General features: G+C 55.8%; 16 protein-coding genes. 1 reads left to right on the top strand and 15 read right to left on the bottom strand.

From position 1 onward, the window contains the following. Positions 1-150 precede the first annotated feature (150 nt). On the top strand, positions 151-621 hold the full coding sequence (locus AB3X89_RS33160; protein WP_368587028.1) for a TetR/AcrR family transcriptional regulator: 471 nt from the start codon (positions 151-153) through the stop codon (positions 619-621). Positions 622-1,437: 816 nt separating this feature from the next. On the opposite strand, the gene AB3X89_RS33155 is transcribed toward AB3X89_RS33160, so the two are convergent. The 15 genes from AB3X89_RS33155 to nodB form a co-directional block, all read right to left on the bottom strand. Further along, positions 1,438-2,805, bottom strand: coding sequence for a carboxyl transferase domain-containing protein (locus tag AB3X89_RS33155; protein ID WP_368587027.1), 1,368 nt, complete (start codon positions 2,803-2,805; stop codon positions 1,438-1,440). 82 nt (positions 2,806-2,887) lie between these two features. After that, complete coding sequence (locus AB3X89_RS33150; RefSeq protein WP_368587026.1) at positions 2,888-4,231, bottom strand: amidase family protein; 1,344 nt, start codon at positions 4,229-4,231, stop codon at positions 2,888-2,890. A gap of 39 nt (positions 4,232-4,270) precedes the next feature. Next, positions 4,271-5,959, bottom strand: a complete 1,689-nt coding sequence (locus AB3X89_RS33145; RefSeq protein WP_368587025.1) for an FAD-dependent oxidoreductase — start codon at positions 5,957-5,959, stop codon at positions 4,271-4,273. A gap of 1,554 nt (positions 5,960-7,513) precedes the next feature. Continuing rightward, positions 7,514-10,561 (bottom strand): efflux RND transporter permease subunit, encoded by a 3,048-nt coding sequence (locus tag AB3X89_RS33140; RefSeq protein ID WP_368587024.1) that lies wholly within the window; start codon positions 10,559-10,561, stop codon positions 7,514-7,516. Positions 10,562-10,572: 11 nt separating this feature from the next. Next, entirely contained in the window at positions 10,573-11,724 is a 1,152-nt protein-coding gene (locus AB3X89_RS33135) for an efflux RND transporter periplasmic adaptor subunit (protein ID WP_368587023.1), read from the bottom strand. Between the two features lie 94 nt (positions 11,725-11,818). After that, a complete protein-coding gene (locus tag AB3X89_RS33130; RefSeq protein ID WP_368587022.1) occupies positions 11,819-13,411 on the bottom strand; it encodes an efflux transporter outer membrane subunit in 1,593 nt (530 codons plus the stop codon). A gap of 217 nt (positions 13,412-13,628) precedes the next feature. Then, entirely contained in the window at positions 13,629-14,225 is a 597-nt protein-coding gene (cysC, locus tag AB3X89_RS33125) for an adenylyl-sulfate kinase (protein ID WP_368587021.1), read from the bottom strand. A gap of 181 nt (positions 14,226-14,406) precedes the next feature. Continuing rightward, entirely contained in the window at positions 14,407-16,155 is a 1,749-nt protein-coding gene (gene nodU, locus AB3X89_RS33120) for a nodulation protein NodU (protein ID WP_368587020.1), read from the bottom strand. Between the two features lie 13 nt (positions 16,156-16,168). Then, positions 16,169-16,804, bottom strand: a complete 636-nt coding sequence (gene nodS, locus AB3X89_RS33115; RefSeq protein ID WP_368587019.1) for a nodulation methyltransferase NodS — start codon at positions 16,802-16,804, stop codon at positions 16,169-16,171. An 80-nt stretch (positions 16,805-16,884) separates the two neighbouring features. Beyond that, the gene (locus tag AB3X89_RS33110; RefSeq protein ID WP_026228599.1) at positions 16,885-17,475 is read right to left on the bottom strand and encodes a NodA family N-acyltransferase; all 591 of its coding nucleotides are present in this window, start codon (positions 17,473-17,475) and stop codon (positions 16,885-16,887) included. Positions 17,476-17,697: 222 nt separating this feature from the next. Then, on the bottom strand, positions 17,698-18,438 hold the full coding sequence (locus AB3X89_RS33105; protein WP_368587018.1) for a sulfotransferase: 741 nt from the start codon (positions 18,436-18,438) through the stop codon (positions 17,698-17,700). 102 nt (positions 18,439-18,540) lie between these two features. Beyond that, a complete protein-coding gene (locus AB3X89_RS33100) occupies positions 18,541-19,329 on the bottom strand; it encodes an ABC transporter permease (RefSeq protein WP_368587017.1) in 789 nt (262 codons plus the stop codon). 2 nt (positions 19,330-19,331) lie between these two features. Beyond that, a complete protein-coding gene (gene nodI, locus AB3X89_RS33095; RefSeq protein WP_368587031.1) occupies positions 19,332-20,252 on the bottom strand; it encodes a nodulation factor ABC transporter ATP-binding protein NodI in 921 nt (306 codons plus the stop codon). A 49-nt stretch (positions 20,253-20,301) separates the two neighbouring features. Next, entirely contained in the window at positions 20,302-21,645 is a 1,344-nt protein-coding gene (gene nodC, locus AB3X89_RS33090) for a chitooligosaccharide synthase NodC (RefSeq protein WP_368587016.1), read from the bottom strand. Between the two features lie 432 nt (positions 21,646-22,077). Next, positions 22,078-22,755, bottom strand: coding sequence for a chitooligosaccharide deacetylase NodB (gene nodB, locus AB3X89_RS33085; protein ID WP_368587015.1), 678 nt, complete (start codon positions 22,753-22,755; stop codon positions 22,078-22,080). Positions 22,756-22,882 lie beyond the last annotated feature (127 nt).

Here is a 22,882-nt window from a genome sequence, read left to right as displayed (position 1 = left end):
CAAATCAGCACTTGCGAGAGGAGGTAAAAACAAGGATTCTTGATACCCGTTCGAGCCCCGAATCAGGCGCCTGTCGCTGGCGCCATTACGCCGAAAACACCCGGCTCCTTTACGGCGAAAGGCAACATTTGCAAAGCAGCTCATCGTTGCGTGCCTTCCAATGACGCTATAGGGACAATCTATCGTCACTTCCCCCAACGTTCGGATCTAGTTGTAGCCGCGTTGTGCAGTGAGGTGGATGCCTGCGCCGATGCAGGCTTTGAACTTGCCGCCACGCTTGGCGCTGGCGACGCATTAGTAGGATGGATTGAACGCTACGTCGATTTTGTGACGAGGAGACGCGGTCTCGCCGCGGCTCTGAATTCGGGCGATGCCGCGTTCCGGGCATTGCCGACCTATTTTCTTGACCGACTCCGGCCTGTCGTTCAGAGCCTTCTTGATGCCGCCACAGATTCGGGCGATATTCGCAAGGGAATACGGCCCGAAGAAGTTTTGTGCGCGGTAGCCGCCCTGTGCGCTCCGCTTGAATGTCCCGATCCGCCCGATGCCCGGAGGTTGGTGGCTGTGTTTCTCGATGGATTGCGCTACGGTGCGAGCAACAGGATTCTAGTCCGGGGTTGACTTAGCGACGATAGCGCGACTATCGCCACTTTTTGTTGGGCGCTTTTGCCGACCAACTGCTCAAGCGGCTTGCCGGATCGTCGAGCATCAGTGCGATTCACCCGGTTTCGCAAAATCGTCTCATACGGCGCATCGCACGATATTGCCATCGAGACGTTCTTCAGAGAGAAATCGTGAGTGCGGCGATCGACCACTTGCGGACCAAGCGCGTGTCTGGCCGCGCCCGCGCGACGGGCGCGCTGTCGCACCCGTCACCGGGCCCGGACGCGGAAGTCGGGCGAGTCCGGCTTCCTCGCCCAGGACTTTGGTCCCGCAGCGCGAATGACAAGAGTGTATATGTTACATCTCCCCTAGTTCAGCGGCAGGTTTTGTGCACGTCATTTCTTCAAATAGAACTAATCCGGGAGGCACGCTCGACGTGCGCAAAGGCGCCACAGTGAAGTCGGTGCGCGTGTAGACACCACACAATCCGATCGGAGCAGTTCAAAAGCGGCCGGTTTTTGCATCGGCAGCTGAACTGCAATCCTTGGCAGAAAAGCAGTCGCACTATGCAGGTTACAAGTCGGCGTGCCAAACGCATCTGTCCTGGGCATCGTCCTGCTGAGCCTGACACGCAGCGCAATCTTGTTGATAGTGCGTGGACCCCGCCTAGCGCGATGAACGTGACATGCGTACATCGAATCGCTGGTTATCATGACGCAGTGCCGGATGACCGTGGCGCGGCAACAGTCCAAAGAAGTTTGATCGCGGCAGTGCTACGACTTGGACACGATAGTCTGGCAAGTCGCGCATTGTCCCGCGATCAGAGCATCCGACTCAAGATCTGCCTGCTTCCGCGAACAAGTATCTCGAAACCTGCTCCCGGGTATCTTCTATTTCAATGACGTCGGTGATCAGTCCACTGGCCTTCAACAGTTCGGGATTTACGATTTCGTCGGTCAGCTTCTGTATTATGTCTCTTGTCGTTTCATCAAGTTCTGGCATGTCTTTTGTCATCGTATCGGGACCGAAAACACCAATGTGAGCCTGCGGATAAGCCAAGACTGCTACTGGGTTAAAGCCAGGGCCGCACATAGCATACACGCCTCCCGTGTACGCTTTTCTTGCAATGAGCAGCAACTTAGGTACTTTGCTTCGAACGTGTGCCCTGAACAAATCTGCCGCTGCAGAAAAAATCCCACTATTTTCGGCCTCTCGGCCTATCATAAATCCAGGGATGTCAGCAATAAACATGATCGGTATCCGGACTTTCTCAGCCACACCAACCATTTTGACTATTTTGGTAGCGGATTGCCTGTGAATGGCACCGCCCTTATAGCGGGGATTGTTGGCAATGATAGCAACCGCGCTTCCTTTAATGGTCGCGTAGCCTGTCAACACTTCCTTTGCGTATTCGGGGCTAATTTCGGTGAAACTGTCCTTGTCGACGAAAGAATGCAGCAACTGATGCATGTCATAGGGCGTACGATGATCCGATGGAATCAAGCTCTTGAAATCAGCTGCTTCGGGTTCTTCATATCCCAGACCACGGTTCGCTCCGCGGTTGGCGCTGACGTGAAGCAACTGCCTTACACATCCGAATAGGTCTTCTTCATCTTCGAATACCAATTGAACTGAACCTGAGTGCTTGCTGTGAACGTCTGTTCCACCTAGCGAATAGAGATCTGAATCCTGAGCCAGCATGGCCTTCACCATATCGGGGCGACCCATGCACAAGGCGCCCTTTTTGGTCATCAACACCAAGTCAGCCAGCATCAGTGGTAAGGCCAAGGGGCCTGAGGTCGGGCCGAGTATGGCGGAAATTAGCAAATTCTTCTCGGCCAACTCCGCGAGAGATGCACTGACTCTGCCCATTCCAGTTGGTGATAAAAGCAGTTTCGACATGTCCGATGAAAGAACTTTTGTGGTATCGAAACTATCTGTCCCTCCGGGACGGTCCTGAACGTAAATCAATGGGGCGCAACTGTCCCGGGCTATCGTTACGGTCTTTGTAATCTGCGTGGCGGTGCGCCACTGTCCGCTTCCTCTGAATTCACAGTCTCGTCCCCGATTCATGACCAGAAACGTTCTTACGGAATTTATAGACCCTTCGCCGCAGATGAAATGACTTCTCTCGACAGGGTGATGGTCGACAAAACTACCGGCGTCAAAGAGAGTGTTTATTCTTTGCAATGAAATCTGCATTGGCTACCGCCTCCGAAACGGTGTGCGAATCGTTTGCTGCTGCCTGCGCATGAAACATTTCGCAGTGAAGATGGCAGTCGTGTTACGACGAATTCAGAACGTCTTCTACAGACGTTGCCATAGTCAAGAGGCGGCGGTCCTGACCTCGTGGTGCGTCAAGGCTCAAACCAACGGGCAATGCACCATCCGGAGCGACAGGAAGCGTAACCGAGGGCATCGCGGCATTGCTGGCCAAGTCGGTATTACGTATCACCTCCGAGAAAAGTTCGGGCCGCCCGGCATCGCTACAGTGGGGAACGCTGCGTGGAACCGTCGGGTATGCGAGAAAATCGATACCTTGGGTGGTGAACAGGTTTTTCATTTGCTGACGCAAAAGGCCCACATTCTGAATCGCAAAAGAATAATCCGCCGCAGAGATCAGTTGCGCACTGAGGTTGCTGTGGACGATGTTGCGGACAGCTTCATCACGGATGTTATCGAATATCGTATTTATCCTGTTGGCCCAACCGAAGGAAAGCAATGTGCGTGGAAAGTCCATGAAGAATTCGTAAACGGGAATGGTGAAGGTTCCGATCCTATTTAAGTCGGCAACAGCCGAGTCGTCCAGATCAACGCACTCGAACCCCGCGCGGATCAGACGCGTGATCGCACGCCAACAATGCTTTCGGACATCTTCATTGAGGTCACTCCACATGGACGCCGGAAGTCCTATGCGGCAAGGAGTACCAATCTGTTTTGCCGGCGGGCGGGTACCGGTGGACAGCAGCTCATATATCATCAACGCGTCCTTCGCCGTGCGCGTCAAAAGCCCAGGTGAATCTTTAGTGCGAGAAACTGGAATGATTCCAGCTGAAGACCAGTGACCGCTTGTAGGCCTGAAGCCGATAATGCCACAGAAGGCGGCCGGTATCCGCACTGAGCCGCCAGTGTCAGTTCCGATCGCCATCGGAACGATCCCGGCAGCCACTGCGGCCGCGCAACCGCCACTGCTTCCGCCCGCCAGATATCCCGGAGCCGTCGGGTTGCCCACCGTTCCCCACCTCGGATTGACCGATGTGATGCCAAAACTAAGTTCATGCATATTGTTCTTACCGGCGACGACAGCGCCCAAGGATTTCAGTTTTCGGACGATAATGGCATCGCGTGTCGCTATGCATCCTTCCATCCCTGGCGTACCGGCGGTTACTGGAAACCCGTTAGCACAAATATTGTCTTTCAATGAGAAGGGGATGCCGTAGAGTGGTGCACCTTTCAGCACATCATTCGGCCTTGCGAAATGCGCATCGAGGTCGCGACTACCAATGAAACAATTGAGCTTCGACTGACTAGCATTGGCGCTAATTGCGTGCTTCCGCATGTCATCCGCAGAGATTTCACCATCGCGTATACCATCACAAAGCGATTCCAGAGAGTCTTCCGAATACATAAAGTGTCCCAAAATAGGGTGTCGTCAGAGCATGCGATATCAGTAGTGATAGGCACTGCGTATTTCGTCGAGAGGATTGCCCCGTAGAAGGTCTCCGCCTGTACTGCGTATAACGGCGCAGGCGCTATTGATAGCCGTCTGGATCGCCCCCTCGATCCAACCACCGGTGAATGAACAACCACATCCAGCCAAATATAGGCCGGTATCCGTTGCAAGGTCGTTTGCCGTCTGAAATTGAAAAAAAAGCCGCTGTGAGTACACATCTTCACCGGGATAGTTGAGTTTAAACGCACCGGAAGAATGGGGATCAGTCAACCAGTCATGGTGAAGGATAGCATGCTCGTAGTCGTCATCCACGGGAGTCAGGTGGCGCGCAAGTTCAGGGTTGAATGTAGCAAGGGCGTTGACAAAACGCTCGCAGCGCTGCTTTTTGTCGGGGACGCTTAGTAGCTTATGCGCGTCGTCCTCCCACGTGTAGCTAAGCAAAACTACACCTGGACCGTCTGGCCTATCGGGCTCGTAGTCAAGGCAATATACCCCGCGCGCAAAACTGTCAGATTGAATTGTGACTGGCAAATCGTTACCGATCCAAAATTTACCATGTGTAAGCATGAATAGTTTTGATGACCCGGTGAGATGCGTTTCTCTAACGGCTCGTGAGACGTCTCGACTGAGAAACGTCTCGTCGTCGGTCAGGCCGTGAACCATCTGCATTGTCCTTGTGTTGCTGGTAACGATAACTCGGTCAAAAGTCATGATTTCGCCCGCGTCAGTCATCAGCCTTATCTTTCCGTCTTCTTTGTAGATACGGCCCACGCCATTGAAGCGAACCCGGTCAGCAACGGTGCATTCTCCGATCTTCTCTGCTGCGAGGCACTCAGCTAGTGTAGAAATTCCGCAAGAGACCAAGCGTTGATCGTCCATGTAGCCATTGATGACGAGCCGTAGTATTTCGGTGAATGCCGCCTGATAAACGGGAAGGAAGCCTCCAGAGCCTATGCCCAAAGAACCGAATAGTTCAAAGTCGTCAGGCCGTTCCCAGCGGATGTCTCCGGGCGGGCGAGATCCAGTGAAGATGGCCACGATGGCTGCATAAAAAGAACTGTCACGAAACACGTCGAGCCACGTTTGCCATTCCGCTCGGGCTTTCTCAAACCGGCCTGACCTCAACATTGCGGTGATTTTTGCGGGAGCAACTAGAGACGTACCGTTGATCACGCATCCTTCCTGCAAAAAGGCTCTCCAGCCTTCATAGACGACTCTGAACAATGGGGGCGGCGGTTCTCCCGCGCGCCAGATATGGCGAGTACCGCGATAGTGCAATTCGGTATCGACCATTCCTGGATCCGGGAAAGAGGCTGTCGTCGAAATACCGTACCTGTCAAGATAATGAAAAAGACCGGTCGCAGTCGGAGGAAATCTCATTGCACCCATTTCAGCAATGAGATGCGGGTACCGTGGATCAAAAGCTTGTGACCATACTCTACCTCCGATGCGATCGCGGGCTTCAAACACGGTGACATCGGTGACACCTGCTCGCATCAATTCCGCCGCGGCCAGAAGCCCGCTAATGCCAGCCCCCACGATTGCAACCCGCGGCGTCTGTAAACTGGGTGAAAACGAGCCAATTGCTCCTTCTGATTTGCAAATGTCGAGGAAAGGAGCGTAGTCATACAATAGGTCAATAGTCGGTGATGCAATTTGTGAAGATGCGGAGCAGTTTTTCATGAATTATCTCGCTTTGGAGTACCTCTACCCGTCGAAAAGACGATCACTGAGAGTAACGCTACGATTTAGATAAGAGAGAGGGAAAGATTGCTTATTTCGTTGCCAATAACTTGGTTGTCTGTCAAGGCAAGCCGCTATTTATTTTTAGTATCCGTGTATGCCACGATAGCAAATCGTCTACCTCAGGATCAAACAAATAAAATTGATACTTGTGAGAAGATATCGTGAGGTCAGAGCCGGTCGTCTATTTTTTGTCGCCGCCGAGTTGCCTAAACATCGCTTGCGAAGACGTGAAGGCAATGTCGCAACGAGGCGAGCGTCAGGATGTCGACTGGAAAAGGTTACCTCGTGCTCGATATCGGCTAACTTGAGGACGAGAACCCGTGGGCATATAACTTTCGGACTGGACTCGATTGCGGGTTGGTGGCGTGGAGTTGCCCTATAACCCCGGGGAAACGCACATCGTCTTCACGAACGAGTGAGCCATACAATTGCTGTGGGCCAGTGTACGTGCGTGGTCAGCGGATGCGGGGGGAAGGCAGTTCGCGCCCGAAGATACGCGTGCCATGGTCGATGTAGGTAGAGCGTTGTACGTCATCCGTTCGACGAGCTGCGCTGCTCGACGGCAATCAGCATCACGTCGTGCGCCACGCTACCGGTATGGCTTCGAGTTGTCGCAGTCCAGCTAATCGCCTCCGGTTGCGGCAGGCAGCTCGAAGGTTACACACAGGGAAGAGCCATCGTCGCACCGGAACTTGAAGCCATCGGAGCACGAATGGTATTGCTGTTGTCCACGGCAACAACACGATCGTCGTGCTGCCACGTGTATCGCAGCGCCCCGAGACGGCGCAGCAGCAGATGATGCCCTCAGATAAGCCGATACACGCGCTTGTGGTTGGGCTACGGGGCGATCTGTTCTCGCCCGGAATGCGGTAGCGCCCAGACACCTGAAGTCGGAAGAAAATGCGTTACATGGACCAGCATTTCTTCGAGACATTCTGAGTCATCGGACGGTGTGGCGCTACGACCGCTTTGCCAATCGGACAAGCGAGCCCGTTTTCACTGCTACGTCATAGCGGACCGCGCCGAGAACTTCGCAGACCGCTTCAATCGTCGCCCCCCGCACCAAGGCGGGCGCGCAAACACGTCTTTGTGCGCGCCATTCCAAACCTTCTTTTAAGGTTCCGACAGCGGTCGTCCTAGTCCGCTGCGGCGTGCTCTGATGACGGTGCGACGTATCGTCAGCTTTCATCGCCGCCACTCCGCCTTCCTGCAATTGCTCGGTCCGACCGGACACCTGGTTCGGGTTAACGCCTCGCCAACGGTGCTCCGGTTCACTCATAAATTCAACGGTTTCACATAATGTCTAGGCTTACCGCTAGCCTAGGCTATCCCTGATCTTAGGGGAGCCTTCGTGTCATCAGATACGTGGGGCTGATCAATGGCGAGACACAAAGACCCGCGTGAAGGCGGTCCTTACCGTCATCGCAAGTCGCTTGCTCCAGCCACGCCGCGGCGCGAGGAGTGCACGAAAAATTGCACAGTTGATGGCGGTCACGTCATTGCTGTTGTCTTCTTGTGATGTTCTGCACCTAACAACATGTACATCGACGGGACAACGAACAGTGTGAACAGAGTGCCGATCGACAGTCCCGTGAATATTACCAGCCCGATCGCGTTGCGCCCTGCCGCGCCAGCGCCGGACGCAATCACTAACGGCAGAACACCAAGCACCATGGCGGCTGTAGTCATTACGATCGGGCGCAGGCGCGCGCCTGCCGCTTCTTCAAGAGCTTCGCGCTTGCTGCGGCCTGAACGCTGTAACTCATTCGCGAACTGCACGATGAGAATGCCATGCTTGCTGATAAGCCCCATGAGTGTGACCAGTCCGACTTGCGTGTAGATGTTGAGCGTGGAAACGCCGATGTTAATGAAGATCAGCGCACCGAACAACGCCAACGGCACTGATACCAGAATGACGATGGGATCGCGGAAGCTTTCAAACTGCGCCGCGAGTGCAAGGAACACAATGACCGCTGCGAACATCAGAGTGATTAGGAAGCCGCCCGACTCCTGCATGAATTGGCGCGAAAGTCCGGAATAGTCCATGTTGTATCCTGAGGGAGCGACGCGGGTTGTGGCGTTGCGCAGGAACTCGAGTACTTCGCCCTGCGAAACGCCGGGTGCGACTACGGCCGAGATCGTTGCCGAATTCATTTGCTGAAAATGGTTGATGGATTCGGGCACAACCGTCGACTTCAGATGCGAGACAGTCGAAGCAGGGATCATACTGCCGTCGGAAGTGCGCAGGTTGTAGTCTAATAGCTGCGATGGGTTCATTCGGTCGACCTGCTGAAGTTGTGGAATCACCTTGTAAGAACGGCCGGCGACCGAGAAATAATTCGCGTAGTTACCACCGAGCGCAGCTCCGAGCGCCTGTCCCATGTCGCTTTGCGTAAGGCCGAGCGAGGCGACCTTGTCGCGGTCAACCATCAGAACGGTCTCGGGCTTGTCGATCTTTAGGTCGCAGTCGACAAAGAGGAACATGCCGCTTTCGCGCGCCTGTTGCAAAACCGCTTGGGTTACTTCGTTAAGGTTATCGAAAGGCTCAGTCGTGTTGATCACGAACTGCACCGGGAAGCCTTGCGCACCGGGCAGGGGTGGAAGCTGGAAAGCAGCAACTCGCGCGCCGGCGATGCCATTCCACTTCTGTTGAAGCTCCTGTTGCAACTCGGAGGCACCTCTCTTGCGCCTGTCCCATGTCGTGAAGAGCACGCCGCCGAAGCCCTGATTCAATGTCGGCGCGCCTGTCAACTGAAACATCTGCGCATACTCGGGCAATTGCTTAGATATCTGGAAAACCTGGTCGGCATACATCTGCATCTGTTGAATCGTCGCATTGGGTGGTCCCTGGATCAGCGACAGTACGATGCCTTGGTCCTCCTGGGGGGCGAGTTCGGACTGTGACGTCGCAAATAAATAGATGGTCCCGCATAACAGTATTGCACCCATCACGACGAATACGGTCCATGTGTCCAGTATCGAGCGCAGGAGCCGCATGTAACCCCGATGCACTTTCTCAAACTGCTGATGGACGAAACGGTTGAAGCGTCCGGGTTGCTGCTCGTGATGAAAGAGTCGCGAGCACATCATTGGCGATAGGCTTAGCGCGACCACCCCCGACATAGTGACCGCGCTTGCCAGTGTAAATGCGAACTCCGTGAACAGTGCGCCCGTCAGTCCGCCCTGGAAGCCAATGGGGAGATAGACGGCAATCAACACAACAGTCATTGCGAGTATCGGGCCACTGAGTTCGCGCGCGGCGATGAACGCGGCATCGAAGGGACGCTTGCCCCCGGTCGTCAGGTGTCGGTCGAAATTCTCAACCACGATGATCGCGTCATCGACCACGAGTCCGACCGCGAGCACCAGCGCGAGCAGCGTCAGTAGATTAATGGAGTAGCCGAGCAACTGCATCATGAAGAATGTGCCGATCAGAGACAGCGGCATCGCGAACAAGGGCACTATCACCGCGCGGAAGCTGCCGAAGAACAGGTAAATCACTAGCGTTACGATCAGTAGTGCCTCGACGAGCGTCTTCACCACTTCGTCGATGGCAGTCTCGATAAAGTCCGTGGCATCATAGACGATGTCGCTCGACACCCCCGTGGGGAGCTGCTTCTGCAGATCAGGGAACACAGCTTTGACGCGTTTCGCTACTTCGAGCAGGTTCGCGTCGGGCGCTACCTTGATCCCAATGAACACCGAGCGTTTTCCACTAAAAGCGACATTGGAGTCGTAGTTGTCCGCACCCAATACAACATTGGCGACATCCTCTAGGCGCACGATCGCGCCGTTCTTCTGCTTGATAACCAGCTTCCTGAAGTCTTCGACGGAATGCAGATCGGTACCAGCGTTTAGACTGACGCTGGTCATCTGGCCTTTGGTTGCTCCGAGCGTCGCCAGATAGTTGTTGTTGCCGAGTGCGGTGTAGACGTCAGAAGCCGTGACGTTGTGCGCTGCGAGCCTGGTGGAATCAAGCCACGCGCGCAACGCGAACTGACGGCCGCCGAGAACCTCTGCGGTTTGCACGCCCTGAATTGAATCGAGCTTCGGCTTGACAACGCGCAGCAGATAGTCCGTGACGTTGTTGCTTGGCAGGACATCGCTGTAGAAGCCCATATACATCGTGTCAGTAGTCTGGCCGACCTGAATCGTCAACACTGGCTGTTGCGCTTGGGGTGGCAACTGGTTCCGCATAGACGCGATTTGGGTGTTGATCTCTGTTAGCGCGCGGTTCGGATCGTAGTTCAGGCGGAGAGTCGCGGTGATACTTGAGACACTCGTGCTACTCTTCGACGACATGTAATCGATGCCTTGCACCTGTGCGATCGCGGCTTCGAGCGGCTGAGTAACGAAGCCGGCCATCGTCTCGGCGCTAGCGCCATAGTACGAGGTGGTGATGGTAACGACGCCAGTGCCGGTCTGGGGATATTCGCTAACCTTAAGTGTCGACAGGGAACGTAAGCCCAGCACGAGGATGAATAGGCTTACCACGGACGCGAGGACCGGCCGTTTGATAAAGATGTCGGTGAAATCCATCTGAGGAACTCTTATTGTTCTTGGGGCGTCGGAGCAGGACTGTCTGCCGGCAACACGCGATTGTCGATTACGAGCGGTGTGCCGTTCTTCAGCTTGAGTTGGCCGCTCGTCACCACTAGTGCGCCTTCGTCTAAGCCCTTCAGGATCGCAACCTGATCGCCGCGCGTGGGTCCTGGCGTTACGAAGATCTGTTGCGCAACGGGCATCGTTTTGCCGCGTGCGTCCTTATGCTCGCCCGGTTTGATGACGAAAACTGTTGCCCCGTAGGGATTGTAAGTGATTGCCGTTTGCGGCAGTGTCAGGTAACGCTGCTCGTGACCAACATCGACTTTTACGCTAGCGTACATCCCCGGCAACAGCTTGCGCTCGCGGTTGTCGAGGGCCGCTTCGACCTCCACGTTGCGCGTCGTGCTGTCGAGGCGCGGGTTGATAGCGCGGATCTTGCCCACGAAGCCGCGGCTCACGAATGCACTTGTAGCTACGGCGACGCTCTGTCCCACCTGCAGTTGACCGAGTTCCTGCTGGGGCAGGTGAAAGTCGACGTAGATGGGGTCAATAGCTTGCAACGTAACGATGGCGTCGCCCGGATTGACGTACTGGCCTGGATTGACTGTCGTGATGCCCACGCGTCCCGCGAAAGGCGCGCGAATCGTTTTTTTCTCGACTAGTGCGGCCTGCTGTTCGACTTGTGCTCGTTTGCTTCTCAGGTCGGCGGCATCAGCATCCACTTGCGCCCTGGCAATCGCCTGAATGTCGTACTGTGCCGTGTCGCGGTTATAGACGGTTTGCGAGAGTTCGGCGGCAGCTCTTAGCGAGGCGAGCTGCGCGCGGTCCGAGCGGTCGTTCAGACGCACGAGCACCTGTCCAGCCTTGACTTCCTCGCCGGACTTGAATGCGATCTCGCGAACGAGTCCAGCCACTTCAGTCGTCACGTCGACACCGCGCACGGCACGCAGGCTGCCCACAGCGGCAAGCTGTGGCTGCCATATCTGATAGCTCACGACGGCGGACGTGACGGTAGCAGCCGGCACCGCATTGTGTGCCATGAATTTCCGGATCATATGCGCCTTGTACAGGTTGAAACCGATCAGCGCGCCAAGCAGAACGCCCATGCAGATCAGCATGGTGATCATCCGTTTTGCTGTTGGTTTATTTGTCGTCATCGTCGTGTCCTTGCACGGCAAACTGATATGGAACAGATCCCTTTGGACGCGCAGCATTGGAAACCATGCGGGGCGCGGCAAGCAGAAAGAGGGTTCACTGCGGGTTGATATCGGAGTCCGCCTGTCCTGTCTGGATCCTGGCCGCGTCGCTCCACCAGCCGCCACCCAGTGCTTCGAACAATGCGGCCGTGTCTGCGTAGCGTGCAGCGCGCGCCTGGGTGAGATTGACGATGGTCTGCTGGTATTGACGCTGCGCATCGAGCAGAGCTAGATAACTGACACCGCCGGCACGAAACTGGCCACGCGTCAGCTCGAGCGAGCTGCTGGCTGCACGCCACGCTTCGGTTTGCGCGGCGAGTGCGGCTGCATCGTGATCGAGTGCGCGGAGCGTATCCGCGACATCTTCGAATGCAAGCAGTATCGTTTGCCTGTATTGCCCGTTGGCCTCATCGTAGGCGGCTTCCGCCGCGCGCTTTTTAGCGCTCAGTTGGCCTCCGTTAAAGATCGGCTGCGTGAGCCCCGCGCCGATGTTCCAGATCATGTCCGCGTACTTCAGCATGCCCGCTGGCGTTAATGATTGCGGGCCGTAGTTTGCGGACAGCGTAAGCTGCGGATACATGTTCGCGGTTGCGACGCCGACCTGGGCGCTCGCCTGACGCAGCAGGGCTTCCGCAGCCAGGATGTCCGGACGTTGACGGACGAGCGACGAAGGGAGGGCGACGGGTAAGGTCTGCGGTAGGGTGAACATCGACAGCCTGAACTCGGGAACGCTGTTATCGCTAGGTGGTTTACCCGCGAGCACGGCAAGCTGATGTCGCGCCCGATCGAGAGACTGCCGCAGTGGCGGCAGGGTAGCGCGCGTTTGTGCGAGCAACGTTTCCTGCGAGAGCACAGCCACGCGACCCACCCCGCCGAACTCAAGTTGCTTACGCAATACACCGAGCTGAGTCTCCTCATCCGCGGCGATACGCTCGGTCGCGTCAATCTGCTCGCGGACGGAAGCTTCCCTGACCGCAGCGGTGACGATGTTCGCTGACAGCGCCAGGTATGTGCCCTGTAGCTGCAAATTCTGGAAGTCGACCTGCGCGCCCAGCGCCTCGAGTTCGTGGCGTGCAGCCCCGAATAGATCCAGGTTGTAGGAAACGTTCACTGATGCGTTGTACAGACTTAGTATTCTGTTCAGGCTGGGCTGGCCTAGCGTCGTGCCATTGAGCTTTTCGCGAGTAGCATTGAGCTTCACATCGATGGCGGGATATAGATCGATCCCTGTTTGCGCACGCAGATTTTCGCTCGCCTGGCGCAGCGCCGCGCTGGCTGCAGCGATATTCGGGCTATTTGAGAGGGCCTCGCGTATCAGCGCGTCGAGGGGCTCGCAACGGTAAAGGGTCCACCATTGTGCAGGCAGCTCGCCGCCAGCCTTGAACTGCTGCGCAAGACCCGTCGCACCGGGCGACGAAACCGTGTGTTCGGGTAGGGCCTTCGGTGTATAGCTGTCGGTCGCGGGCGGCGCGGGAGTGCGATATTCGGGGCCGACTGTGCAGCCGGAAACTGAATAGACTAGTGAAAGCAAGACAGTGATCGATGCGGCACGGCCGAGAGGCCGATTTGCTGCCGGAAGCAACGCTGAGTCGCGCAACCGAGACCGCGATCGTCCGCGATAGCAATTGAGATTGCCGTAATCAATCATCTGTCTACCTTGGTCCGCGTGAGCGCAGTGCAATCAGATGGGTGGTTGAAGAAACTCACCTCCCTGGCACCGGGTTCGCTGGAAGGAGGGTATGCAACATGCGAGTGTCGACGTTTCGCCCGCTCCGACAATTGGCGTCGATCGAGCCGCTCGTCCGCCATGGACATCGGTTTATCGAGTCCAGTTTTGCGGCGTGCCCACACTCGTCTCGCTCCAACTAGCGGCTATTGAGCCATTTCACCACAAGGTCCGCGCCTTCATCGATGGACTTCGAACATGTGTCGATGAATACGTCCGGGAGCGTCGGCTGTTCATACGGCGAGTCGATGCCGGTGAAATGCTGTATGGCGCCAGTTCTCGCAAGCCGATACAGTCCCTTGGGATCGCGAGCTTCGGCTACGGCCAAACTAGCGTGAACGTGGATTTCGGCGAAACGGTGCCTACCCGCGGTAGATCTGGCGAGTTCCCGATCGCGACGGAACGGCGAAATGAGGCACACCAGCACTACGAGCCCCGCGTCAGCCATCAATTTTGCAATTTCGGCCACGCGCCGCACGTTCTCGTGGCGATCCGCATCCGCAAAGCCGAGATCCTTGCATAGACCGAGCCTGATAGAGTCTCCATCGAGAATGTAGGTGAGTTGACCGGACGCATGCAGTAGTGCCTCGACCTTGTCGGCAATCGCCGACTTTCCAGCTGCCGACAGCCCCGTGAACCACAGGATGGCGGGCGTTTGCCGGAGCAATCGTCCCCTCGACTCCGGCTGAATCCGGAAGCCGTGCACATGAAGATCTGAAACGGAGGTCTTCTTCATATTTGTCTACGATAGGGGGTGAAACCGCTGTTGGAAGCAAAGGCGTCCGCTCTGCATCGCAGGGTCGGAGCAGTGTGGTGGGGCATCGGTATGGCAATATAAAAAATCTTGACATTGAGGGATGCTGCCGCTGTCTGTGCAGTTCGTCCGTGAAAGAAAGTCCCTGACGCACTCATTCAAGTCACGCCCCGAGCGGTGCGCCTACGGCCCGCTCAAACCGGCCGCCAGAACCTGGTTCGTCGATTGACAATGGCAGGCCAGTGCTACATGCCTTGCTCAATAAAAGACCGTCGCACCATACATGTTCGACACCTCCCCACTCGCAGGCTGAAGCAGCGTCCGGAAAGAAGCCACGTCCATGATAGTTGGCACTGGTGTTACATAGCAAAGGAACGCCAGTGAGTCTTTCGTATTCAATCAGGAGTTGCGCCACGGGATGCGCGGAAGTTCTTGCAATGGTTTGCAACCGAGCCGATCCGTCGAGATGCACTACGGCGGGGATCCTCTCCCGCCATTCCTCGCGCGTCTGATGATCGAACAGCATGTAGGGGTCTGGAGTACCGGGACAAAAGACGGCAACCGCCCGATCTTCAAGACATATTGGTGCTACCGGACGAAAATGCTCCCGATGCTTCACCGCGTTGAGGAAGTCCTTCATCGCAGGGGACGTCGCAGCAGCGAGAATGCTTCGGGCACCCAACGCTCGGGGTCCCAGCTCTGCCCTGCCGGCTAGGAAGACGACGGGTTTATTTTCAGCGAGTACGCCGGCGAGTTGTGCAATGGAGCAAGGGGACGTTGTCCATCCGGGCGGCACGTCACCAGTTTTCACTGCTGGCCCGCTATAGATCGACCATTCCAACGGCAGGAAGCCTTTGTTCGCTGCCATCGAGCAGCAAGCGGCGCCAATCGCAGACCCACTATCGTTCGGAAAAGGCGGAATCCAGATTGCGTCAAAAAGACGACTCTCACGTAGTGCGCTGTTCCATTTGATGTTGAGACCGCATCCGCCAGAGATGCACAAGTTCCGCGGCTCGAAAATCGGATGGCGTGAGAGCGCTGCCTCCATTCCTTGAACCAGAAGACGCTCGAGGAATACGTGAAAGGATGCAAGTATGTCTTCTTCAGGCTTGGCCTCCAATTGTGGAACGCATTCTTGGAAAAAGTCGCGTGTAGCTGCGAGAGATTTTTCTGGTATGCGGACATTCTCGCGGTATTCTTGCGCAAGTTCGGTGTCGCCGGCAAAGCGTTGCTCATAAAGATCCCGAAAGACTGCAATGATGCCTTCGTCGACCGACCCCAGCGCGATGTATGCCATAAGCTTGCCTGCCACGCCCAGGTCCCAGTCAGCGCCGCTCGCCTTCTTGTAGGGCCCGAAATGATGTCCAGCCGCCGCGTACATTTGGCCGATAACTGGGAACAGGCAATTGACGAGGCGTGCTTCGTCCGGTCGCACATAGTACAGTCTTGGGACCATGCCGCCATCCCAGACTAGGCAGTATGCAGGCTCCCCGCTTATCGCGAACGGACTGGTGCAGTACGCGGACGCGACATGGCCCGAAACATGAGGGTAGCTCTGATACGAATACGATTGTTCGCCGATTAACAGGCCGGTGCGTTCGAGCGGATGGAGGAGATCGTCGGCTCTGCGTTCGATATAGGGAGCACCTTTCAAGATCACAGGCGTACGGCCGCTGAGAGTGCGAAATTCCGACTCTATCTCGCCGTCCCAGCCATCAATTACAAACTGATCGATGTCATCGACAAGCAGCCCGTGTTCGCTCAGCACTGTTGCAACTACGTCAAGATTCCCGATTTCCTGATATCGCGGGTTATTGTCCCGCTTCTCCTGTTCGATGCAAAAAAGGAGCTTTCCATCCTCCACAACAGCGATGGCTCCATCGTGTGTCAGTTTGATGCCGCAGATGCGCATAGTATCTCCCGCTCTAACGGAGGCAATTCGGTTGATTTGGAAAATCCATCGGGCTCCGGAAGCGCGCGAGCATGCAATCCTCATTGGACGACCGCCCGATGCACTGCACGCGCTCGACCTCGGTCAGCTCTTCCCGTAGCATTTCGAGCACCGTTTCCGCCCCGGCGATGTGGCCCCACCGCCGGCAATTGGCGTCAACAGCCGATCCGAATACCAACTGCCCGTTGGGCGCAAGCATGCGCGCCAAGCTCTGCACAGTGGCCCGTACCTCGGCGATGCTTCCGAGGTAATAAAGAACCTCCGCGACAACGATCAGATCGAACTTTGCCGGAGCCGAAAAGCGCTGGATGTCTGATACGATCCAAGTGATATTGGCCGGTTCCATTAACCGTGCGCGTGTTCGCGCGATCGCTTCTGGAACTACATCGATGACGGTGAGCCGTCGACAGTGAGGCGCCAGCTTTTCCGTGAACGCCCCGCCCGCACATCCAACTTCAAGTGCATTTGTGACGATGCCCTCGGCAAGTGACAATCGAAGCATTTGCCTGTGGCGCTCGAATTCGAACGGGTTACTGTCCAGCCGCCACGGATCGTTGGAGTTCAATTCCCGAAGCAGCAAGTCGAAGTTCGCTACATGTGTCAAGTTCACATACCTCGATAGCGGTTTACTATAAGGACAATTGCATGGGGGCGTCGGCTCCACCGCCTTCTGTGGTGAAGCGCCAGCCTTCATAGCTCCGGACCATTGCGCTCGATTGCACTCCCCTCCGGCCACTGGCTCATCGAGCTACCAATCGGCATGATTACCGCAAGGACGTCTTCAGTGCGTGTCGGGGGCAAATCTAGACGAACGTCGGCCAGAGTTGACCGCACCCGCACGCCCGAGACGACCGTTCCCAATCCATGCCGACACAACCTCGCGATATGGTTCTTCAACTCATGGCGCACCGTGCCGAATGCGAAAGGAACCCGAAGGCCCTGCAGTGCCGGATACATCGCGCGGATCGAATGGCTGATGCCGAGTCCTTCGAGATCCGGACGAACTCCGTAAAGTCCCAGTTCGGCTACAAGAACATCGACCGTGCCAACCTTGATGAACCGGCGCAGCGAGCCCATGTGAGCCGCCACCCCTTGCGAATCGTAGGCAATCGCACGGAGTTCGGGCCGCGCACCAGCCCAACTCCGGCTGCCCTCGAAAGGTTTCGCGTTAAAAGATCCAGTTGGTCCATACGTTGCCCGAAAAAACTCGGACAATTCTATGTGGTCCGAGAGCCCTAGCTCATTTTCCCAACACAGTCTCCATTGCACAGTTGAGGCCATTTGACGTCACCTTATAACAATATGTTCATACGCCATTCGCTGAACACAGAACCGGAACAGTGGGCCATACACATCGTGGTTCATCTGCTGTTCGGAACGCAGGAATTAGTTTAGCTAGGCTGCGGACCGCTAAACCCGAGTTTGCGAGTCGATAAAGCCAATGCTCTTCAAAAGCTAGACAATTGAAAGCTATCGGGGAAATCTTGATGTTTGGCGGGCCGATCAGCCCCCTTGAGCTTCGAAAAAGCTATCGTATCGACTGCCCTCGAAGTGACGCCTCAACTCTTCGAAGTTAAGTACCGTCTGCCGCAGCGATCGAACTTCCTGACGTCTAAGAGATGTGTTTTCAGAGCAAGGGTGATTCGAGATGCCGAGAAAGGCTGAGACCGCCTTCAGACTTGAGGCCGGATCGTCCCGAAGAGTTTCATAGTCGATAGTGAGCACGCTCGACGGTGAAAACGAGCTCAGAATTAAGTGGTGGAAATCGTCCGCGGCTTTAAAGTAAGCCTCACAGTCTTCGGTTTTCAATATGACTTGCGGAGGCGGACGTGAGTCGTCGTTGTCCGGACCGTATTTTAGCCACTGACCGCTTTGTCTTGCTTGCACCAAAGAACGAAACGATTCCAACGTGTTTCGTCGAATCACGAGCAGTACCTTCAAACGTGGCCACGCGGCCAGCGTCTCGAAAAACCCTGGACGTTCGTTAAACTGAGGCTGGTTGATCTTGCAACCGACGTGTGTCAAATGCGGATTGCCGGTCATGGTCGGATGGTGCAGATAGGCTAGCTCGAGCAGTTCGCGATCGCTACGCAAAAGCCGGGCGCTATCGGGCCAGATTGGGTCATACGGATTGAGCAACTCACCATTGCTTGACACGTTCGGATGCGCATTCAGCAATTCTTCCAAGTAATGAGTGCCGGTCCTCGGCATCCCCACGATCGCAAATGGCTCAGTTGTCAGCATGGGGTATGTCATGGCGTTCATCTAACGGGTTGAAAGAGGGTGTGAGTGCTGCGCAGATGGTCCGTTGCGAAGCTCGTGGGCTCGGATTGATTGCCAAAATCGTCACGACATTAGGCGGCGGCGAAGTAGAACCGCCGATAAAAAGAACGGCAGTACTGCGTAGACGCAAAGCGCAGCCACGTGAAGGCTGATACTAGCGACAGGCCGTGCCAGCATCGCTGGGCGGATCAGCTCAACGGAATGTGTCAGCGGAAGGAATCGCGCAATTTGCCGAAGAGCACCGGGGAGATGACCGATCGGGAAGACGACGCCGCTCAGGAACAACATGGGCGTCAGAACAAGGGTTTGGTAAAAAATGAAATAGTCGTAACTGGGCGCGATGGCGACGAGCACCATAGCCAGACTCGCGAAGGCGAGTCCAGTGAGAACGACGACGGGCATGACATAGATGATACTCGGCAGCGCCGCATAGCCTAGGACCGCAGCAACCACCATCACCGCAGCGCCGGCAAGAAGGGCTTTTGTGGCCGCCCATGAAAGTTCACCTAGAACGACGTCGCCAATCGTGAGTTGAGTGCATAACACCGCTTCCCACATGCGCTGAGTATGCATTCGCGAGAAGGCCGCATAAATCGTCTCAAAGGTGGCAGAAGTCATTGCGCTCGTCGCAACCATTCCAGCGGCCAAGAAGGCGATGTATGACGTGCCGTCGACGCGGCCTATCATTATTCCCACACCTAGGCCAAGACCAAACAGGTACATCATCGGATCCGCAAGGTTCCCGAGGAGCGACACGAGCGCAGATTTCCTCCATGCAAGGTAGTTGCGGTGCCATACCGTGTGCCAGTTCAGCGCGTTGCCGGGCAGAGTTATCATGAATACATCACGCATCACTAATCCTTCATTTCGCGGCCGGTTAGCCGCAAAAACACGTCTTCCAGGTTGGCGGGGCGTTGGAGAATGCGCAGACCCGCATGCCCCCGCAACTGCAAACGCACCTGCTCAGGATCAGCGGCGTAGCAAAACAATGCTTCGCCGCTCAGTTCGGTTCGCTGTGTGTAGGGCTCGAGTAACGGCCGAAGTTCATGTGAATTGCCGCCATATATCTCAATCACTTGGCTCCCAATCTGCTCTTCGATCAGCGCACTAGGAGTACCTTCGGCAATGCTGCGCCCTTCGTCAATCACACAGAGACGGTTGCACAGTCGCTCCGCTTCTTCCATGAAATGAGTGGTGAGAAGAATTGTTTTGCCGCGCGCGAGTAGCAAGCGCAGGCGTTCCCAGATGAGGTGGCGCGCATGCGGATCAAGGCCCGTCGCGGGCTCGTCCATTACAAGTAGTTGGGGGTCGTTGATGAGCGCGCGAGCGAGCGTCAGACGCCGTTTCATGCCGCCTGATAATTCGACAACGCGCGCATCAGCCTTGCTTTCCAGGCGCGCGAATTCGAGCAAAGAGGGAATCACAGCCGAGATCTCACCTGCGCTCATGCCAAAGTAGCTCCCGAATATCTCTAGGTTCTCACGCACTGTGAACCCGGGTTCAAGATTATCGAATTGCGGAACGACGCCAATTCGTGCACGTGCCCGTCGCGCGCGTCTAGGCACAGGCTCTCCGAGGACTGTGATCGTACCCGCGTCAGGTAGCGCCATCCCGAGGACCATCCGCGCGGTCGTGCTCTTGCCTGCGCCGTTAGGCCCCAAAAGGCCGAAACACTCGCCCGGCTCTACGTGGAAGGACAGTCCATTGACAGCGAGCTTCCCGCCGTAGGACTTGTTGACACCTGTAAACGTGATTGCTGCAGTTGGCATTGACATGGAAATCCAAATGGTTGTTCTCTTCAGGAAGATCTCGTGACGAACACGATCATCTGTTTCGGAAAACGTCATCAGATTCCGTTAATGCCTGCTCATCCCAGTGTCGACGGTGCTTGTCACGCTGAGCCCCGCCATTTGTGGATATAGTGGTGTCCGTTCCAGTGTCGTGCCCCGGCGGGTCGACGTGTGCGCTACAACCGCCGGCGGCCACGCCGCGGGACAGCCAGTTGCTATTGCTGAGTGTACACAAGGCGTACGCCTTAACAGGTAGTAGGAACAGTAGGTTGACCAGCGTGTGCGCGGAGAACCCAAGAAATCGAAGCTCACGAGAGCGCACAGCTGCCACGGAGCAGCGGAGCATACTCATTGACGCAATCACGAAGCACGCCTTCCATGGGGCCGTCTCTGTCAATGCGATCTGTAAAAAGCCGGAGAGCATTGCGATCGCGAGCAATAGGGAGCCTGCATTCTGCGCAATGACGTCCAGCGTAAGATACCGATCTAGGCGGGGTAAAAGGCGTAGCGCCAACAGCGTGTCGCGATATGTGCTTCGCGCCCAGCGCAATTGTTGGCGAAGATACGGCCCGAGTCTGTCTGGAACGACGGTCGAAGCGATCGCATTTGGAACGTACTCTGTTCGGTAGCCTGCGGCCAGCATGAGAATTGTTAGATGACGATCTTCCCCAAAATCGCTTCGCTTTCCCCGGAACATCTGTGTCTCGTACTGGTCGAGCAGCAAGAGAAGCGCGGAGCGGCGATATATCGCGCACGGCCCGCAGCAGCACATCACGGCGCCGAACCGGGCCTGAGCTGCGCGCTCCTCGTTACACGCTAGCCAGTATTCCATATCAATCAGACGGGTCAACCACGTATCGTTGCGATTGCTGGCGGTCAATTGACCCATGGCGGCGCCGACCTCTGCATCGCTCATTGTCAGTATGAGTTGGCTTATAACGTCCGGCGCCAAGGTCGTGTCGGAATCGACGTTGAGTATGAGTTCTGCGGATGAAGCCCGTATTGCGGCGATCTGGGCCTTGCGTTTTCCCACGTTTTGTGGAAGAAGAGCAAAATTGAATCTTGGATCGTGCTCGTAGTCGCGATAAACGGGTTCCAACGCATCGCGGTTGGCGGATCCGTCATCGACCACGTGGATTTTTAAAGCCCCTGAGTATTCCTGCGTTGCGATAGAGGCGAGACACGCGCGCAGAGTATCGGGGTTTTCGTTGAAGCACGGAACGATGACGTCGACGTCGGGAAGAAAATTCGTGGCAGATTGGTTGCTATGCTCAGCTGGAGCGGGTAGGGTATGTAGAACCTGCGCTGTCTTATAAACGGCAGAAAGAAGTGCGTACAATAAAACGGAGGTCGTATTGATGGCGGCAGGAATGTTCATCGAGGTCAGTTTGCTAAGTGGTGTCAAAAAACGATCTGATTACAGGCCTGCTAGGATCCGTCAATACGCCTGCTTGGCGTGATCACATCGACGACAGACCCTGCGTGAAACTGCGATACCGTAGACAGGAAGAGTTGACTGGGTGCTGTCGTGTACCGCCTTTTGTTGATGCAATCGTATTAATCTGTCGCTTTCGACCGACTAATAACCTCCTTCAGTAAGTTCCATGGTATCGAGGTGGGCAACAACACCTCCATCGGCGGACACGGAAAGTTATATCAGTGGATCCTTTTTCACGGGTCAGTTTTTCCTGACATCTTCATTTGATTGTCCGCCAGAATCGTGCACGATCTCTCGATGTGACTATAGGGAACCGTTTGCAATGAGTGGCTAGCCAATAGTCCAAGCAGGCTAGTGGTTACAGATGTGTGCTCATTCGGCCAGTGTTTTGGATCGACGATCAGGAAGTCGACTAATCACGAACCTGCGCGCCTTCAATGCAGGAATTAGACGCGAGAGAGCCTCGGTCGTTTGTCTGCGGGATGTCGTGTGAACATCGGAGTTCGACTCTCCGGGAGGGCTTCCATCATGCAACAGCACAATCGAGCCTGGCCGGACTGATGCCATCACCGCATCAACAATCACATTGACACCCGGTTGAGACCAATCCCGCGGGTCTACTGACCAGTGAAGGGCGATCAATCCAGCCTTCCCCGTTTCCTCGATTGCGTCTTTCGTCCAGATTCCGTATGGCGCCCGGATATACGTCACTTTTGCCGCAGGACACGTCTCCTTGATAAGCGCATCCGCCTCCCATATTTCACGGCGAACTAGGTCCGGCTCACATTTCGAAAGGTCTGGATGTGTCATGGTGTGGTTAGCGAGTTCATGACCTTCTGCGGCGATCCGTTTGAGCAGTTCTGGATACTCCGCTGCGTACGCGCCGATGACACAGAAAGTTGCCGCCGCTTGCTCATATGCCAATATGTCAAGTATTTTCGGCGTCCATACTGGATGAGGTCCGTCATCAAATGTAAGGTAAACCTTAGGGCGAAGATCGGCACAATCACTGTCGCTGCGCACTTCTGTCAAATAGTCTGGGTGGTTCATAGCCTTTCCATCGCGTCGGACGCATGCCTTGTATCGTTCGATCTGCCGATAGGTTCGATCGCCAACTGCGGATCACTATGCGGGATTTTGCGGATCAATCAGTACTACGATAGACGGGCTTCGACGT

The sequence above is a fragment of the Paraburkholderia sp. BR14320 genome (assembly GCF_040948665.1).
GTDB lineage: Bacteria > Pseudomonadota > Gammaproteobacteria > Burkholderiales > Burkholderiaceae > Paraburkholderia > Paraburkholderia youngii.
The sequence above is the reverse complement of the archived record's forward strand: the minus strand, read 5'-3'. Positions and strand labels throughout refer to the sequence as shown.

What these genes read in the sequence shown, in the direction of transcription:
- AB3X89_RS33145 (WP_368587025.1), bottom strand. Translation starts at nt 5,959, where the DNA reads ATGAAAAACTGCTCCGCATCTTCACAAATTGCATCACCGACTATTGAC.
- nodC (WP_368587016.1), bottom strand. Translation starts at nt 21,645, where the DNA reads ATGAACATTCCTGCCGCCATCAATACGACCTCCGTTTTATTGTACGCA.
- AB3X89_RS33110 (WP_026228599.1), bottom strand. Translation starts at nt 17,475, where the DNA reads ATGGCCTCAACTGTGCAATGGAGACTGTGTTGGGAAAATGAGCTAGGG.
- AB3X89_RS33100 (WP_368587017.1), bottom strand. Translation starts at nt 19,329, where the DNA reads ATGCGTGATGTATTCATGATAACTCTGCCCGGCAACGCGCTGAACTGG.
- AB3X89_RS33140 (WP_368587024.1), bottom strand. Translation starts at nt 10,561, where the DNA reads ATGGATTTCACCGACATCTTTATCAAACGGCCGGTCCTCGCGTCCGTG.
- nodU (WP_368587020.1), bottom strand. Translation starts at nt 16,155, where the DNA reads ATGCGCATCTGCGGCATCAAACTGACACACGATGGAGCCATCGCTGTT.
- AB3X89_RS33105 (WP_368587018.1), bottom strand. Translation starts at nt 18,438, where the DNA reads ATGCTGACAACTGAGCCATTTGCGATCGTGGGGATGCCGAGGACCGGC.
- AB3X89_RS33135 (WP_368587023.1), bottom strand. Translation starts at nt 11,724, where the DNA reads ATGACGACAAATAAACCAACAGCAAAACGGATGATCACCATGCTGATC.
- AB3X89_RS33150 (WP_368587026.1), bottom strand. Translation starts at nt 4,231, where the DNA reads ATGTATTCGGAAGACTCTCTGGAATCGCTTTGTGATGGTATACGCGAT.
- AB3X89_RS33130 (WP_368587022.1), bottom strand. Translation starts at nt 13,411, where the DNA reads ATGATTGATTACGGCAATCTCAATTGCTATCGCGGACGATCGCGGTCT.
- AB3X89_RS33155 (WP_368587027.1), bottom strand. Translation starts at nt 2,805, where the DNA reads ATGCAGATTTCATTGCAAAGAATAAACACTCTCTTTGACGCCGGTAGT.
- cysC (WP_368587021.1), bottom strand. Translation starts at nt 14,225, where the DNA reads ATGAAGAAGACCTCCGTTTCAGATCTTCATGTGCACGGCTTCCGGATT.
- nodB (WP_368587015.1), bottom strand. Translation starts at nt 22,755, where the DNA reads ATGAACCACCCAGACTATTTGACAGAAGTGCGCAGCGACAGTGATTGT.
- nodI (WP_368587031.1), bottom strand. Translation starts at nt 20,252, where the DNA reads ATGTCAATGCCAACTGCAGCAATCACGTTTACAGGTGTCAACAAGTCC.